Here is a 15,577-nt window from a genome sequence, read left to right as displayed (position 1 = left end):
GCCGAGGCCCTCGCGGCCCTGAAGAACGCGGGCTTCGCCGATGCCACGCATTTGCAGGGCGGAATCATCGCCTGGGCCAACCAGGTTGATCCGTCACTGCCGGTCTACTGATACCCATCCGAACATGACGGATGAGCTGTACCAACCAACCAAGGAGCTCGAGGCAACCTGATGGATGCGATGGCCGATGCGATCCGTGTGATGGCGCACCGATTCGCCGAATTGACCACTACCGCACCGGATCCCGACCGTGAGGTGACCGCGACACCGGGGTGGAGCATTGTCGACGTGCTCGGACATGTCGCCGAGGAGTCGGTTCGTTACCGCGAGTTGGCAGTGGGCCGCGGTGCCTGGCCCGCCAGTGCCGCGGATCTGCCCGCGTTCAATGCCGAGCAGATCCGGGCCCTTCCCACCCGCGATCCGCGCGCGCTCGCGGCACGTCTGATAGGAGGCACCGAGACGCTCCTGGCAACGATCGACGGCTTCGAAGACGATGTGCCGCTCATGATGTTCGATGGCGATCAGCGCGTCCGCGCCGACCGCGCCCGAGGCACGTTTCTGGGCGAGCTGATCGTTCACGGCTACGACATCGCCCGAATGCTGGGCCGTCCTTGGCCTATCGATCCGGCCCATGTGCCGCTGGTCTTCGACGGACTCAACCAGGTCGTGCCCGGGTGGGTGAATGCGCGAGCGTCCGAAGGCCACACCGCCACCTACGAACTACGCCTACGTGGAGCGGCCCGCTACACCTTCGTATTTCGCGACGGCAGGCTCGCGATCGATCCGGCCGACGCGCCCGCGCCAGATGTCCACATCTGCGCCGACCCGGTCACGATGTTGTTGCTCAACTACGGCCGCATCGGTCAATGGCGGCCGGCTCTCACCGGGCAGGTGGTCATGTGGGGTCGAAAGCCCTGGCTGGCCTTGAACTTCCGAGATCGCTTCCTGCCCGCCTGACTGCTGTCGCGGCGGGCGACCGCAGCAATCGAACAACCCGGAGAATTGATGAACCGGTATCGAAAGGCCATCGCCATCACAGTTTTCGGTGGCTCGTTCATGGCTCATACCGCCGCATTCGGTGCGGGTGCGTCAATGGCGAAACCGTTGTACGACGCCGGATGCCGCACCGCAGCGCGCATTCCGGCTCCGGATCCCCACGAATACGACACCTGCATTCACGACAGTTGGGGGAATATTCGGAGATGCCCGCCGTGGACCATCGTCGTTCAGGTCGACGGAGACGTCCGGTGCGTTCCCGAGTGATCCTGAGCCTCTGGTGAAGTGGAATCGCGGAGGCGGCGGCGGTATTCGGATGGGCTGACGGCAACGGTGCGGATGAATGCCCGGCGCATCGCCTCCGGCGTTCCATAGCCGCAGCGGCGGGAGATCTCGTTGATGCCGTCGGTGGTTTCCTCCAGCAGGCGGCGCGCGGTCTCGAGGCGGGTGCGGTCCACGTAGGAGCCGGGCGAGACGCCGATCTCCTCCTTGAACGCCCGGGCGAAGTGTCGCGTCGACATGGTGACCCGCGTGGCGAGCGCGTCCACCGACAGGTCCGCGCCGGGATTCTCGGAAATCCAGAACTGCAGTTCGCGTAGCCGGTGGCGGGCCGCGATCTGGGTGCCGAGCTGAACGCTGAGTTGTGGCTGACTTCCCGATCGGCACAGGAACAACACCAGGTGCTTGGCGACCTTCAAGGCGATGTCGCGTCCGAGGTCCTGTTCGATCATCGCCAGTGCCAGATCGATACCGGCTGTCACGCCCGCGGAGGTCGCCACGTTCCCGGTGCGCACGTAGACCGGCTCGCTGTCGACCCGCACGCCCGGATATTGCTCGGCGAACATTTCGCACATCGACCAGTGGGTCGTCGCACGCTGCCCATCCAGATGGCCGGCCTCCGCGAGGAGAAACGATCCGGTGCAGATGGACATGATTCGCGGAGCCGAGGCCGCATGGTCGCGTAACCAAGAGACGAGTCGTGGATCCTGCCGTGGCGGTCGAGCGCCGACACCGCCGGGAACGACGAGAGTGTGGGCGGGCGGAGCGTCCGCCAGCGCCGTATCGGGAACGAGGGTGAGACCGCCGCATGTCTTCACCGGTTCGCCGTCGACGCTGGCGGTGTGAATCGTATAGGCCTCGGGGACATAAGTGTTCGCTGTCACGAATACTTGCAAGGGCCCGGCGACTTCGAGATTCGTCACCTCGTCGAAGAGCACCACCAGTACATCGCGCCCTGCCATATTTCCATTCTTTGTGGACGAAATGATCGAGGACAAGGACGCATATCCCACCTTTCGAGCCATCACCCGGAACCAGGGGATTATCGGATCAGCGGTGGCTCCGGGTCGATCGGCACAGCGCGGCAGCCACGATGATTCCCGAACCGGTGCTCAGCAGGGAGGCCACGACGGAAGCCGGCAGGTGGCTGTCGTATGGGGTGACGTGGCCGCATCTGCCCAGTTGGCTCAGGCTTCCGGGTGCGAGCAGCCAGCACGACGGCTGCAGTACGACCTGCGCGTTGGGCCCGTCGTTCAGCCGGCCGAGCAGCGCCGCCGCGGTGACAGCGGTCAGCGCACCGGCGAACCCGGCCGTCGCCGGTCCGGCGGTGAGCCGAGTCGCGGTTTGAACCAGGAAGGTCAGCACCATGATCGCGAAGATGTAGAGGCAGATCTCGCCCCTGGCATAGATATTGACGCACGCCCCGGCCCACAGCACCAGCAATCCGAGCCACGGCGCCCACCAGTCCAAATGATCGGTCGGCGCGATGGCCGACCGGCTCGGCGCGGCGAGCACGGCTATTGCGGCACTGGACAATCCCGCGGTGAACACGCCAATTCGTAGTACTCCGCGGAGCGGTTGTGCCGTACCGGCGACCGCTGCCGCGGAGAGGCGCTCGGACAGACCGGTGACGATCAGCGCACCGGGCAGCAGCACGACCACGGCAGCCACGGTGCGCCGCGGACCCGACAACAGGCCCGCGTGCTCGGCGGCGAGGACCGAGCACCCGATGAGCAGGGGCGCCAGAACCGGCAGCAGGGCCCGCAGGACCGTGCTGCGCCGGGCCGCCGTCGCCAGCTGTGCGAGGGCGAACGACCCTGCGCCCGCGGTGATTACGGTCGTCACGGCGGGTTGCATGATCAGGCACAGACCCACCCCGATCGGCACGATGCCCAGATCGGCCACCCACGCGCGGTAGGGCACCGGGCGTTCCGGGACTCGCTCGCCCGGAGTGCCGGGGCCTGGAATGTCCGCGGTTGAAGGGCGTGATCCGACGCCATCCGCTCCTCGTCTCAACGGCCCGACACCTGACGTTTCGCTCATCGCTCCCGCTCGAAATCTGTGCTGATTGGCCCCCGTCTCAACGGCCATCGACGGCCCTCGGTCCGCATGGTCGATCATTGCCGCGATAGTGCTCCACAACAATGACGCGCCTCCCACCTTTCATGCCAAGGTGAAATCCGCTGTGGTACTGGGTTTTCCGGTCTACGGCAACCTTGGTCAGGCGGCCGGGGCCGCGCAGGAAACGCTGAGCTGGACAGGGGCCAGGCAGCGGTCGTCTTGGCAGGCCTGCACGCGGAGGTCGAGGGTGAGGATGGGTGATCGGCCGTCGAGATCGATCGCGACCAGGACGGTGCCGGTCAGGCGGCCGTCCTCGGTCGAGGGAAAAACCGGGGTTTCGCGAATTCGCCACGGGGACTGGGCGGGAACGGCGATGGTGAGGGGCGATCCGGTGTCGGAGCCGGGGACATGAACGTAGTAGTCCGGGGCGATACGCAGGGTGAGATAGGCGGCCACCCGCCGTGGGGCATACCTGCGCGCATGCAGCACAGCGGTCACGGGTTCGGCTGCGGGGCTGTCGGTTTCGATGCCGGCCGAGGATGGAACGAGGGCGCGGAAGGCGGGGGACACCCAGGTGCCGTTGATCCGGGCGTGCGGCAGGGCGGTCCGCAAGCCGTCGATCGCGACCGGGTCGGGGTGGGGGCCGCTGTCGGGATCGCCCTCGATATCCAAGGCGCGCAGTGCGGTTAGTTCGCCGAGCCTGGCGATGCCGGTCGGGCTGAGGTCGGAGCCGTATATCGCCAGGCGCGTCAGGCCGGTCAGGTGCACGATATGGTCGAGGTCGCCGTCGCGCAGGGTGATACCCATGAGGGTCAAGGCGTCGAAGGTGTCCGGGGCCAGCCGGGACAATCCGGTGATATCCGCGTCGCCGATCGTCAGACCGATTTCCTGGCCTGCCGCGGTGGCGATCACCAATTCACCCGCTGCGGCCGCATCGTCGGGAACCGTTGTGTCGTCGGAAAGGATTTGCACGACACCGGGGAGCGGTCCCGCGATGCGAACGGTCCGCGCGGGGCGCGGCGGCACCGGCCGTGGCGACTCGACGGTCGGCGCTGTCGAGTGAAGCGCATCCAATACCGTTGTCAGATCATCCAGATTGGTGCGTCCGCACCATTCGAGGATGATGTCGCCACGCCAGAGCAGAATCAGCGTCGGCACTCCCTGCACGGCATATCGGCTCACCAGATCCGGGTGTGAGTCGAGATCCACCGCCACGACCCGCAGCCGCTCGCTTTCGGCCGCGGCGTACTGCTCCAATTTCGGCGCGAGATCCTGGCACGGCGCACACCACGATGCGGTGAAATCGATCAGCACCGCACGGGATTCGTCGGCGAGAAGCCTTTCCAAATCGGCCGCCACGACAATCGGTTCCACCCGGGAATCGCTCGCGGAACGCGTCCCCGAGTGCGATACGCCCCGTTCACTCCCGGGCAGCTGAGCCATAGCCGGACTGTATCACCGGCTCGGCACGCGACCCTCCGACACAGCCGTGGTCGGTCGCCGAGCGCCTGCCGCGGCCGCGTCCTGGACCAGGGTGTCGAGTAGCGCGGTGTAGGTCAGACCATCGGCGGCGAACATCTGCGGGACCTGTGAGTGCGCGGTGAAGCCGGGCATGGTGTTCACCTCGTTGAGCACAGGGCCGGATTCGGTGAGGAAGAAGTCGATGCGGGCCACGCCGGCGCAGCCGAGCGCGTCGTACATCGCCAGTGCGGCAGCCACCAGTGCGTTGCGCTCCGACAGCGAGACTTCCGCGGGGACACGGAAATCGGCGTGACCGCCGTATTTGGCATCGTGGTCGAAGAGGCCGTCGGCGACGATCTCCAGGAGCGGCGAGACGTGCCGCCCGCCGTCGTTCATTCCCAGTACCGCAACATCGATCTCGCGGCCGTGCTGGACTTCTTCGACCAGTACGCGGTCGTCGAACGCGAATGCGGCCGCCAATGCTGGAGCGAGTTCGGCCTCGCTGTCGACCAAGCGGACCCCGTGACTGGATCCGGCCGCGATCGGTTTGACCACCACCGGGCCCCGGAACCGGTAGGTCGAGGCGGTCGAGGTCGTCAGCACCACGCTCGCGGCGGTGGTGATGCCGAGCGCCTGGGCGACGAGTTTGGTGGCCCACTTGTCCATGGCCAGTGCCCCCGGCCGGATTCCGGAGCCGACGAAGGCGACACCGGCCAGGTCGCAGAGCGCCGCGAGCGTACCGTCCTCGCCGCGGGGCCCGTGCACAACCGGAACGACAACATCGCAGCCGCACAGGACATCGACGGCCGCGGCCAGTCCGATCGGAGTTCCGTCGCCGTCCAGCCAGCCGCCGTGCGGGTCGATCGTCAGCGGCACCACCTCGTGACCGATGCCGCTCAGTGCGGCGGCCACCGAATCGGCGGAGGCGAGCGAGATTTCGTGCTCGCAATTCTCGCCACCACCGATCACGGCGATCCGGAGGGCGTGGGGACTCGGTGCGATGGTCATGCTGGTCTCCTCGAGGAGGGAAGGGGACGTTTTTCGAACGGCTTCTCGACGTATCGCCGGCTCAGCGTGGCGGCGACAAGGGTCAGTGCGGCGGCGAGCAGACCGGCCGCGGCATCCGGAAGATACGGGCGCAGCCAGAGGGTGAGCGGGTAATTCCACAGGTAGGCGCCGTAGGAGATGGTTCCCAGCCACACGACCCACCGCAGCGCCGGTGTCGTGATGTCGATCCGGGTACGCCACGAAATCACCAGCACCGCGGTGAGACCGGCGATCGCGGGGCCGCCGACCAGATAGGTCAGCGCGTGCCCGCGCAGGGGAACCAGGCTGAGTAGCGCGAGCACGCCGAGCGCAGCGGGTACTGCCCAGCGCGGCAGGACAATTCGGCGTTGCAGCAGTTGGGCGGCAGCACCGATCACGAAGCAGACCGCCCAGCTGGTCGGCAGGGAGTAGGCGAGGTCGGGGGCGGCACGCAGCCACACCACGGTGGCGACCATCGCCAGCACCGTGCCGATCGCCGCGACCACCAGCCCGCGCCGCAGCCCGAGCAGCAGCAGCGTCACCGGCCAGACCAGGTAGAACTGTTCCTCGGTCGCCAGTGTCCAGAGGTGGAATGTGGCGTCGCCGGCGTGCCCGAACGGCAGGTTACCCGTCCACGTCAAGGCGAACAGCACGGTGCGGCCGAGCACGGCGCGATCGTGCAACGGGTCCAGGACCAAGGTCACGGCGACGACACCGGCGACCAGCGCTACCAGCGCGGGGACGAGTCTGCGTGCGCGACGAACATAGAAGCGGCTCAACTTGATCCGGCCCGTGCGGGCGCGCTCGCCGATCAGCAGGCCGGTGATGAGATAGCCGCTGAGGGCGAAGAACATCACGATGCCGACAACACCCGCACCGGCGAACATCCCCGGCAGCGCGTGCCGCAGCATCACCAGCCCGATCGCGATCCCACGCAGCAGGTCGAGCCCGTCGATCCGGCGGCTGGGAGCGGGATTCGGAACACCCGCGGTGGCGGTGCCGTCCATAGGGTGCGGGGAAGTCACCGGTGGCTCCCCCGCGTGGTGCGGTGCAGACGGGACCCGAGCCCGGTGACGATCTCGTGCTCGATGGTCTCGGCCCAATCGGCCCAGTCCCGGACCGTCGGCTCGCCGGTGTCGCCGGAACCGAAGACGGTCGCGATGTCCCCGGCCCGGACGGAGAGATCGCCGACGTCGATCACGGCCATGTCCATGGAGATTCGGCCCACGAGCGGGCAGCGGCGTCCGGCGATCTGCACCTCGGCGCGGCCGGAGGTGCGTCGGGGAAGACCGTCGGCGTACCCGATGGGCAGCAGCGCCAGCGTCGTGTGGCGGTCCGCGACCCAGGTGTGGTCGTACCCGACGGGTGTTCCCGGTCGGACCTCGCGGACCGTGACGATCGGCGCGGTGAGGGTGAGCGCGGGGCGCAATGTGGAGGTCCGTGACGGGTCTATGCCGACCAGGCCCGCACCGATTCGGCTCATCGTGTAGTGGGTGCGCGGATCGGTGAGGGTGGCCGCGGTCGCGGCGAGGTGCTGGTCCGCTGGGTCCAGCCCGGCGGCCAGGGCGACATCGAGGGCCCAGCCGAACCGAATTCTGCCGGTGTCCGTATCCGGATGTTTCGGCGTCCCAGCACAACCGAGATGACCCATGACGCCGACCACCCTGATCTCGCCACGGCTCTGCAACCCGGCAGCGATGGCGCACAGTTCCGACCATTCGTGCGATGCGGCGCCGTCGCGGGCCATGCCGGTGTCCAGATGCAGATGCACGCGGCTGCCGGGCCCGGCAGCCGCGATGGCGAGCAGATGCTCGCGGGACGGTACGGCGACGTCGATCCGCGCCCGCCGCGCTGCCGCCCAGTCGGCGTCGACGGGGTTCAGCCAGGACAGCACGGCTGCGTCCAGCCCCGCCTCCCGCAACGCGAAACCCTCTGTCAGGCTGGTGATTCCGAGCCGGGTCGCGCCGTTCGCGAGGGCGGTGCGGGCCACATCGGCAGCGCCGTGCCCGAACCCGTCGGCCTTGACCACCGCCATCACCTCGCCGGCGGTGCGCGCGGTGAACAGCCGCGTGTTCGCGGCGATCGCTTCGAGGTCGACGTGCAACTCGGGCCGGGTGCTCATGTCTCGGGTCGGCACGGCCACAGCGGTCACGCCGGGCACCCCTCGGCCGCTACCGGTCCGTAGTGGGCGGCTTCGGCACCGGTGACGAGGGCCCAGTAGCGGTCCCCGTAGGACCAGTGCCACCACTCTGTCGGGTAGTTGACGAGTCCCGCCGCGCCCAGCGTCCGCGCCAATAGGTCGCGGTGCGCGCAGGCTTCGGGGGAAATATCGGTCGCCGCGAAATAGCAACGGCCACCGGACTGTTCGGGCGTGGCGTCGATGGCGGTTCCGAGGTCGAGCTCGCAACCGCCCGCGTCGGTCAGCGTCAGATCGACGGCGGCGCCGGCGGGGTGCGGCGCGACCTCGAGCGGTGCGACGAACCGACTCGTCAGCACCCGCAAATCGCTCTCGGAGATGCCCGGCCGGGTAGCGCGGACCGTATCGGAGTAGCGGGCGATGATCGCGCGCTGCTCACGCACCGGACGGTAGCCCTCGACGACGTGCAGGTGGATACCGGTGGGCATCCGGTCGCGGGCGTCGGCGAGCCGCTCGGCCAGGCCGCGCCGTACCAGTGCGGCGGCAGGGCCGAACGACGCGTCGAGCGCGACCAGCGGCTCACCGCACTCGCGTAGCGGGACGGCCGAGACCCGGGGGTCGGCGAGGAGAACTGTCGTGTCATCAGGCTTCTTCGACCGCGGAGCCGGCGAATGCATGCGGTGGGCTACCTCCACTGGTATTTCCATACGGCAGTAATGGATTCCAGCCTGTCCAGTGGTCAGGTGAACGACAAGGACGCATTTCGCACCTTTTCGGCCATCGCCCGCCCGGACGTGGCCGATGCGCGAACGAGCCCCGAACCGGTGCGGACCGGTCCGGGGCTCGTTGTGGTGATGGTCGAGGCGGAACTATCCCCGTGTCATCGCCGGTACCTTGAAGGTGTCGTAGAAACATGATTTCGTCTCGGCATCGTAAACGCCACCGAGCTTCGGATTCGGATCGTCAACACCAGTCCACCCGTAGCTCTGCATGGAGGTGCAGAGGACGACATTATCTTTTTCGGGCTTCTCGTAGGTAATAGTGGTGTCGGTGAACGTGACGTTCTGTTCGAAAATCGGATCACCCCAGGGCTCTATCGCGAAGACCGCCATGTTCTGCTGTTGTCCCCGGAGGTCCATATCGAACGTGACTTGTCTATTCGACCTTCGATTGATAACGGTCGTGGTCCACACCGTGCTGCCGCTCAGGATCATGTCCACATGCAGTGAATCATTTTCCGCCACTTCCATCGCTTCCCCGGTCAAGCAATGCCGCCCGTTACCGTCGAGGTCCTTTTCCAGGTTGGTGTACACACCCTGAATCCACCAAGAGTGATAATTCGAAGACCCACCGTCGGGGCCCTTCCCGGAACATCCACCGCCGTCGGTCCAGGCCAATATCGGTTGTAGTACGCCATTGCCCATCCGGTCGTAATTCTCTCCGGTCGACAGTGGCTGCAATCCGGGCCATATATAGACAGTGCCCTGCTTTGCTGTCGGCTCCGGTGGTACGACGAAATTCGTTTGCAACCCCGTGATCCCGTTGGGGGTGGGAGCGTGGGGAGGCGCAGGGACCTTGAACTTGATGGCTGAGGTGGTCGGTCGCTGCGGGGCCGGCGCACTCGCCGGGCCACCCGGCTCGGCAAGAGCCGTCGCAGTCCATATTCCGAGGCCGGCAACCACGATGGCTGCCGCTGATCCGCTGAGACGGCGGGGGCGCATGATGGCCATTCAAACTGAACAAATACGACAAACCTGTGAACCGCATCTCGCCGAGCGTGTCGGCGGGACAGGTGATGGTCGGGGTGTCATCGCCGGAGGAACGGCACGGCTCGGGTAGCGTTTCCCGGGCAATCCGAACTGGACAGGAGTTCCGGGTGGGACGTGGTGCTGCGCTGATGGTGGTGTGCGCGCTGTTGGGATTGGCGCTGCCGGGGCCGTCGGCGTTCGCGGAGCCGGCGGCTCGCACGGATGGCAGCGCTCGTCGCCTGCTGTATTCCGATGCGGGCTACTACCCGAGGCTGATCCGTCTGCAACACAATGGCGCGGCGAACGGGACCGTCCTCGCCAGCGTCAACACCGGCGACCAGACCGGTGTGATCCTGGCGAGCGGGGACGGCGGCCAGACGTTCCACTCGCGGGCCACCATCGCCGATCCGGCGGTCGCCGCCGACGGCAGGCTGTGCTGTTCCTCTCTGTACGAGCTGCCGCTCGCCGTGGGGGCCTTCCCGGCGGGAACGCTTTTGTGGGCCAACACCTTCTACACCGATGTGCTGGGGCTGTTGCGCCACATCGAGCAGCGGTTGTGGGCCAGCACCGACCAGGGCGGCACGTGGCGCTACGTGTCGAGCATCCAGACCCGGAACACGCTGTACAGCCTTTTCAACTGGGGGCCGGAACTGCCCGCGGCCTGGGAGCCCAGTCTGTCGGTGGCCGCCGACGGCCAATTGGTGGCGTTCTATTCGGATGAGACCGACGCCGCTCGTCACAGTCAGAAGCTGGTTCAGGTGCGGTCTCCCGACGGCGTGCATTGGGTGAACGAAACCGACACCGTGGTCAGCGATGTCCCCACTCTGCGTCCGGGCATGGCCAATACGATCCAATTGCCGGACGGCTCGTACTTCATGACCTACGAGATCTGCAATTCCGACCGGGTGCACCAATGCTTGGCGTATTCCCGACGGTCGGCCGACGGGTGGAACTACGGCGACCCGCGATTTCTGGGGACCATGGTGCGAACGGCCGACGGCGGCTATACCCAGCACACGCCCTACCCGGTGTGGAGCCCCGGCCCCGGTCCGCAGGGCACGATCCTGCTGTCCGGCCAGATGATCTCCAGCGAGGATGGGCTTCCGACCGCCGACAGCGGAAAGTCACTGCTGGCCAACGACAATCTGGGTTCCGGGACCTGGTACCCGATCCCGAAACCGATCGCATTGACGGATGTGGTCGATGCGCCGTGCGTGAACTACAGTTCCGCGCTGCTCCCCGCGTCCGACGGCAGGACCGTCCTCGAGGCCGCAACCGATCTGGACAACGGGATTTGCCGCGCCTATGTCGCCACAGGCCCACTCCACCCCCGCTGACGGTTCCCCGATACTCAGGTGCCGCCGCTGCCCGGCAACACCCGAATTACGGTGTGCAACCGATTCCTAGTGTGTCGAGGTGCCGCTGAGTCGCTCGTCGAGCCACTTCAGCCGGTCGGGCCAGCCGGTGTATTGCGCGATCACGTGTTCACCGGGCACATCGTGGTATGTGGCGTCGGCGCCCAGGGCGCACTGCTGTCGGTAGAGCTCGCGTGCGCCGTCGGCGGGTACCCACCACTCCTGCGCGCCGTTGTAGATGTACAGCGGCACCGCGGATTTGCGGTCCGAGATGTCCGTGAGCCGGTAGATCCGCTCGGACACCGTGCTGTTCAGGGGGTCGGGGATATTGGCGCCGATATCGATCGGCAGTTGCAGCAGGCCGGGCGCTCCGAGCATGTTCACGCCGGCGTTCTTGAACGGGGAGGTGGTTACCCATTGCGCCAGATTGTTCATGCTCGACAGGATCTCGGAGTGCTCACGGCCGATGCCGAACACCGCGGACATGTACACCCCGGATGCCAGGTTGCCGTTCATTGTCCGCGACAGCATTCGATAGTCGGCGGGCACGCCGCCGAGCGCCGCGCCAACGATATTGTGGGCCAATTCCGGTGCGTACGTGTCGATCAGGACGGCGGCCGCGCGGGTGGCGATGGCGCCGCCCGAATAACCGTCCATGGCGAAACGGCTGTCCGCGAGCTCGCCGTCGGAGCACCGGCGGGCGGCCCGAATCGAATCCAGCACAGCGTGTCCCGCGACATAGGGTTCGGCATAGGCCATGTTCGGTCCCTCGTGATCGGGGATCAACACCGCATAGCCGCGCAGCAGCGCCGGTTGGGTGATCGGCGGGAAGAAGTCGGCGGAGTTGGTATCGAACGAACTTCCGTGCGCGAGAGTGTAACTCGGTGTCCCGCGGCGTCCCAGGCTGTCGATCGCGAGGTTGTTCACCAGCACCGGCCGGCTACCCGGACCGGTCCATGGCGCGGCGGGCAGCGCCAGCGATGCGGTCGCATAGGACGGCCGGTCGGCCGAATCGGTTGTGCGGAATTTCAATTGGAGCACTTTTCGCACCGGGACGGTCAGCAATGGCGCCGCGGTGGCGGTGACATCCCGGGTCTCGAGGATGTCGCCGGGTGTCAACGAGGCCAGTTGCTCCGGCCACGCGTCGAAGAATGGATCGCCGACATCATCGGGCATCACGGCATCGTGCAGCGCGGCAATGTCGGCGGGCACGTCCGGGCAAGGGCTGGGTGCCGGTGGCAGCTTCGGCGCGGGCAGGACGGGGTTGATCGGTTGCGGCAGCTCCGGCGAGCCGGGAGCAGTCGCAGACCCGGCCCTGGGTGCGGGCACCGGCGGCTGTGTATGCGCGACACACTGTGGGCCGCAGGCAATCACCAACGTGGCGGCGGCAAGCTGCCAGTACTTCATCAAATTCCCTTGTCGAAGATATGTTTTGAATTACAGTCGAATTTTCTTGATCGCCGTCACCGCAATTGGTGGGGCCCGTCACAGTATTCGGTGTGCCGGAGGCAACCGATCGACCTTAACACCGCATCCGTCAGCTCGAACAAACGCATCCACTCGCACGATCAATGGCTCGCGGAATGCCTGTCGAATCCCTCCTTATTCATCGGCAACGCGGGAAATATCGAGCGGATACCCCGACGGAAGGAACTATTCGCCGCTGCCCCTGAACCCCGTCAGGCCGGGTACGTCATGCTGAGCCAAAATGCGTGCCGATGCCTCTGCGGCGGTCAGGCAGCCAGCTGTTGTCAGCTCGAGATTGGCCAAGGAGGACGCTCCCACGCACTCGGTCGTGGTTGCGACGCAGTCGGTGATGGGGTGGATGAAGAATCCGAGGTCGGTGCCTTGCCGGGCGGTCTGCTCGACGGTGAGGTTGGTGGCGACGCCGGTGATGAACAGGGTGTCGATGTCGCGCTCGGCGAGCCAGTCCGCCAGGTTGCTACCGGCGAATCCCGACAGTTTCTGATTGTCGAACACCACCGTTGCCTGTGCTTCCATTTCCGGAATCAGTGCGGTGCCAGCCGATTCCGGGTGGAAATTCGCTTGCGCGTCGGCCACCGACTGCATGAAACCGGTGTTGCGTACCAGCAGTCCTTCGTCCGTGGGGATCGTGAACCGCGTGAACACGATCGGCAGGCCGGCTTTCGCCGCGTCGCGGTGAAAGCGCACCGCCCGCTCGATCACTCCGCTGGTCGCGACCGGTTCAGCCAGCAGTGGCCCGAAGAACCCCTGCGGGCGGACAACATTCACCTGCCAGTGCAGAGCCAGGACAGCCGCACGTGACGATAGATAATTCAAAGTAATCCCTCAATGTGATCCAGAGGGCACAGCAGGATTGTGCCCACCGATGACGACACGGTGCACGAGCGTGCTCGACCGCGGATTTCAAGCAGTACGTCGGTGAAGTTCACAAGGCAAATCCGACACCCCCCGAATGGCGGAAAAGGTGGGTTATCCGTCCGGGTTCGATTGGTTGAAAGGTGACGCGCCGACAATCGAATCCGGATGGCTCGGCATTGCGGTCAATTGATGCATGCATGAAAAGCGATGTGACGTCCGTGACCTCGGGATCCCGCTGCCGACCTCTCGACGGCTGCTCCGGCGGCAAATCCGGCAACCGCTGCCGATCGCGGGCGCGTTCGTTTGCGTCCGGCATGTGTCATGCTCCCAGTCGGAAGTAATCGCGATGCTCATCCGTGAAGTTCGTTCAGCTGACTCATCCCTGTATCTAGTTGAAGGAGAAGCGATTTGAAGTCGACGTGGTCACGTCTACTGCGGCGGGTAATTCCGCTCACACTGGGGGTGGCCGTGATAGCAGGATTGAATGCTCCGCCCACCAGCGCGGACATCATCACCGACTATCCGCAGATCGTGGATGTCAGCATCGCGCCGGACAGTGCCTGCTCCGGTCCGGTGCATGGCACCGCCGCCGTCTTCCTCCCGCTCGGCGCGGCACTGCACTCCGAAGTCGAGTGGCGAATTCGGTCCGGGGAGAACGTGTTTCAGACCGGTGTCGTCGCAATGCGGGACACCGTCGCGTCGGTACAGTTCGAGCTGCCGGCGGACGAGCCGGCCAACGGCGCAGTACAGGTTGATGCTCGAGTGCGGTTGCCGGGCGGGATCGTCGGCAATTTCGGCAAGCCCTGGGAACAGCGGGTGAACCGGGATTGCCGTCCACTGCATGTGGTTTCGATCGGTGACTCGGTCGTCTGGGGCCAGGGCCTCGAGCACGACCAGAAATTCTCGCACCTGACCGCCGCGCAACTCGGCGCGCAGACCGGGCGCGGCTTCCAACTGCACGACTACTCGATCTCCGGCGCCGTGATCGACGGTCAGGAGCTGCCCGAGGACGACGCGACCTGTCTGAGCCAGCGGTACCCGCAGGACACCAACGGCGACGGGACGATGGAGTTCGGTGAGGTCACCGATCAGATGCCGGATGTGTTCTGCCAGTTGGCGAAAGCGAAGGCCAATGCCGCCGCGGACGGATACCCGGTCGATCTCGTGATCATGAACGGCGGCATCAACGACCTGGACCCCTTCTTCGGCATTCCGCTCGGAATCACACCCGGCAGCCAGGATCTCGCCTCGGCGGTGCGACGCGAAATCGGGGGTGAGGGCGCCGCGGCGGTCAACCCGGCGAAGGACGTGCCCTACTTCAGCGGCGCCAAACGCGGCTACGGCGGGCGGGGGATGCGCGCGGCGATCGAGAAGGCGCATTCACTGCCGGGCCATCCGAAGGTCCTGGTGGCCGACTACTACTACGCCATCGACGCGCAGGGGATGCCCGATCAGGCGCAGCGGTGGGCACAGTTCGTCGGACTGTCCTCGGAGGCTTACCGGCAGGCCGCGTCGCAAGCCAACGCGAATTCACCGGATGGCCCCTACGCCGTGGCGGCCGATGGGCTGTTCACGCAGGACAACGGCATTCTGGGCCCGGATCCGAAGATGTGGGTCAACCCGGTGGGCGACAACGAGATCTCACTGCGCGCCGCGGCCTGCCCGATGCTGAGTCCGCTGCCGCCACAGTGCTTGTCGGCGGCGATGGGTCACCCGAATGTCGCAGGTGCCCGGCAGTATGCGGACAATTTCCTGCTCAACCCGCAACTGCGAGCCTGGTTCGGGTTGGGGGCGCAGCCCTCGGGCCCCGGGTTCACCATGTCCGACACTTCGGGAAACCGTGGTCTCACGGTCGGATTCGACGCCTCGCAACTGCCTACCGGTGACATCCGCCAGTACAACTGGTACTTCGGTGACGGTTCAAGCCTGACAACCACCGAACCCATTGCGCAGCACACCTATTCGAACTCGGGCCCCAACCTGGCGCGTCTGGTCGTGACCGACGCCCAAGGCAACCGCACCATGTTCGAGGCTGATCGGCCGATTGACATCGACTGATCAGGTATTCGCCGCACGGTAACCCCGACGACGCCGCTGGGCCGGACAATGTGTCCGGCCCAGCGGCGTTTGTTTCGATGCGGCTGTTACCGGACGCGGCACGCAATTAACGA

General features: G+C 66.1%; 13 protein-coding genes. 3 read left to right on the top strand and 10 right to left on the bottom strand.

Annotated features, from left to right (window positions below):
- Positions 1 to 171: 171 nt before the first annotated feature.
- On the top strand, positions 172 to 957 hold the full coding sequence (locus ACAM49_RS21815; RefSeq protein ID WP_369637394.1) for a maleylpyruvate isomerase family mycothiol-dependent enzyme: 786 nt from the start codon (positions 172 to 174) through the stop codon (positions 955 to 957).
- 269 nt (positions 958 to 1,226) lie between these two features.
- On the opposite strand, the gene ACAM49_RS21810 is transcribed toward ACAM49_RS21815, so the two are convergent.
- From ACAM49_RS21810 to ACAM49_RS21775, 8 genes are all read right to left on the bottom strand, one after another.
- Positions 1,227 to 2,237, bottom strand: coding sequence for a GlxA family transcriptional regulator (locus tag ACAM49_RS21810; protein WP_369637393.1), 1,011 nt, complete (start codon positions 2,235 to 2,237; stop codon positions 1,227 to 1,229).
- Between the two features lie 88 nt (positions 2,238 to 2,325).
- On the bottom strand, positions 2,326 to 3,318 hold the full coding sequence (locus tag ACAM49_RS21805) for a threonine/serine exporter family protein (RefSeq protein WP_369637392.1): 993 nt from the start codon (positions 3,316 to 3,318) through the stop codon (positions 2,326 to 2,328).
- Positions 3,319 to 3,495: 177 nt separating this feature from the next.
- Entirely contained in the window at positions 3,496 to 4,710 is a 1,215-nt protein-coding gene (locus tag ACAM49_RS21800; RefSeq protein WP_369637391.1) for a thioredoxin family protein, read from the bottom strand.
- Between the two features lie 81 nt (positions 4,711 to 4,791).
- On the bottom strand, positions 4,792 to 5,805 hold the full coding sequence (locus ACAM49_RS21795; protein ID WP_369637390.1) for a D-alanine--D-alanine ligase: 1,014 nt from the start codon (positions 5,803 to 5,805) through the stop codon (positions 4,792 to 4,794).
- Positions 5,802 to 6,848, bottom strand: coding sequence for an acyltransferase family protein (locus ACAM49_RS21790; RefSeq protein ID WP_369637389.1), 1,047 nt, complete (start codon positions 6,846 to 6,848; stop codon positions 5,802 to 5,804). The genes ACAM49_RS21795 and ACAM49_RS21790 overlap by 4 nt, the downstream gene beginning before the upstream one ends.
- Positions 6,845 to 7,975, bottom strand: a complete 1,131-nt coding sequence (gene alr, locus ACAM49_RS21785) for an alanine racemase (protein WP_369637388.1) — start codon at positions 7,973 to 7,975, stop codon at positions 6,845 to 6,847. Before alr ends, ACAM49_RS21790 begins: the two co-directional genes overlap by 4 nt.
- Entirely contained in the window at positions 7,972 to 8,637 is a 666-nt protein-coding gene (locus ACAM49_RS21780; RefSeq protein ID WP_369637387.1) for a M15 family metallopeptidase, read from the bottom strand. The genes alr and ACAM49_RS21780 overlap by 4 nt, the downstream gene beginning before the upstream one ends.
- Positions 8,638 to 8,829: 192 nt before the next feature.
- The gene (locus ACAM49_RS21775) at positions 8,830 to 9,690 is read right to left on the bottom strand and encodes a hypothetical protein (RefSeq protein WP_369637386.1); all 861 of its coding nucleotides are present in this window, start codon (positions 9,688 to 9,690) and stop codon (positions 8,830 to 8,832) included.
- A gap of 146 nt (positions 9,691 to 9,836) precedes the next feature.
- Between ACAM49_RS21775 and ACAM49_RS21770 the strand changes: the two genes are divergently transcribed.
- On the top strand, positions 9,837 to 11,045 hold the full coding sequence (locus tag ACAM49_RS21770) for an exo-alpha-sialidase (protein ID WP_369637385.1): 1,209 nt from the start codon (positions 9,837 to 9,839) through the stop codon (positions 11,043 to 11,045).
- A gap of 66 nt (positions 11,046 to 11,111) precedes the next feature.
- Here ACAM49_RS21770 and ACAM49_RS21765 read toward each other — a convergent pair whose 3' ends face one another.
- Together ACAM49_RS21765 and ACAM49_RS21760 are read right to left on the bottom strand one after the other, a co-directional pair.
- Entirely contained in the window at positions 11,112 to 12,392 is a 1,281-nt protein-coding gene (locus tag ACAM49_RS21765; protein WP_369637384.1) for a lipase family protein, read from the bottom strand.
- Positions 12,393 to 12,716: 324 nt separating this feature from the next.
- On the bottom strand, positions 12,717 to 13,364 hold the full coding sequence (locus tag ACAM49_RS21760; protein WP_369637383.1) for a cysteine hydrolase: 648 nt from the start codon (positions 13,362 to 13,364) through the stop codon (positions 12,717 to 12,719).
- Positions 13,365 to 13,874: 510 nt separating this feature from the next.
- On the opposite strand from ACAM49_RS21760, the gene ACAM49_RS21755 reads away from it, so the two are divergent.
- Positions 13,875 to 15,464, top strand: coding sequence for a PKD domain-containing protein (locus ACAM49_RS21755; RefSeq protein ID WP_369637382.1), 1,590 nt, complete (start codon positions 13,875 to 13,877; stop codon positions 15,462 to 15,464).
- Positions 15,465 to 15,577: the final 113 nt, after the last annotated feature.

The sequence above is a fragment of the Nocardia sp. JMUB6875 genome (assembly GCF_041154655.1).
Classification (GTDB): Bacteria; Actinomycetota; Actinomycetes; order Mycobacteriales; family Mycobacteriaceae; genus Nocardia.
The sequence above is the reverse complement of the archived record's forward strand: the minus strand, read 5'-3'. Positions and strand labels throughout refer to the sequence as shown.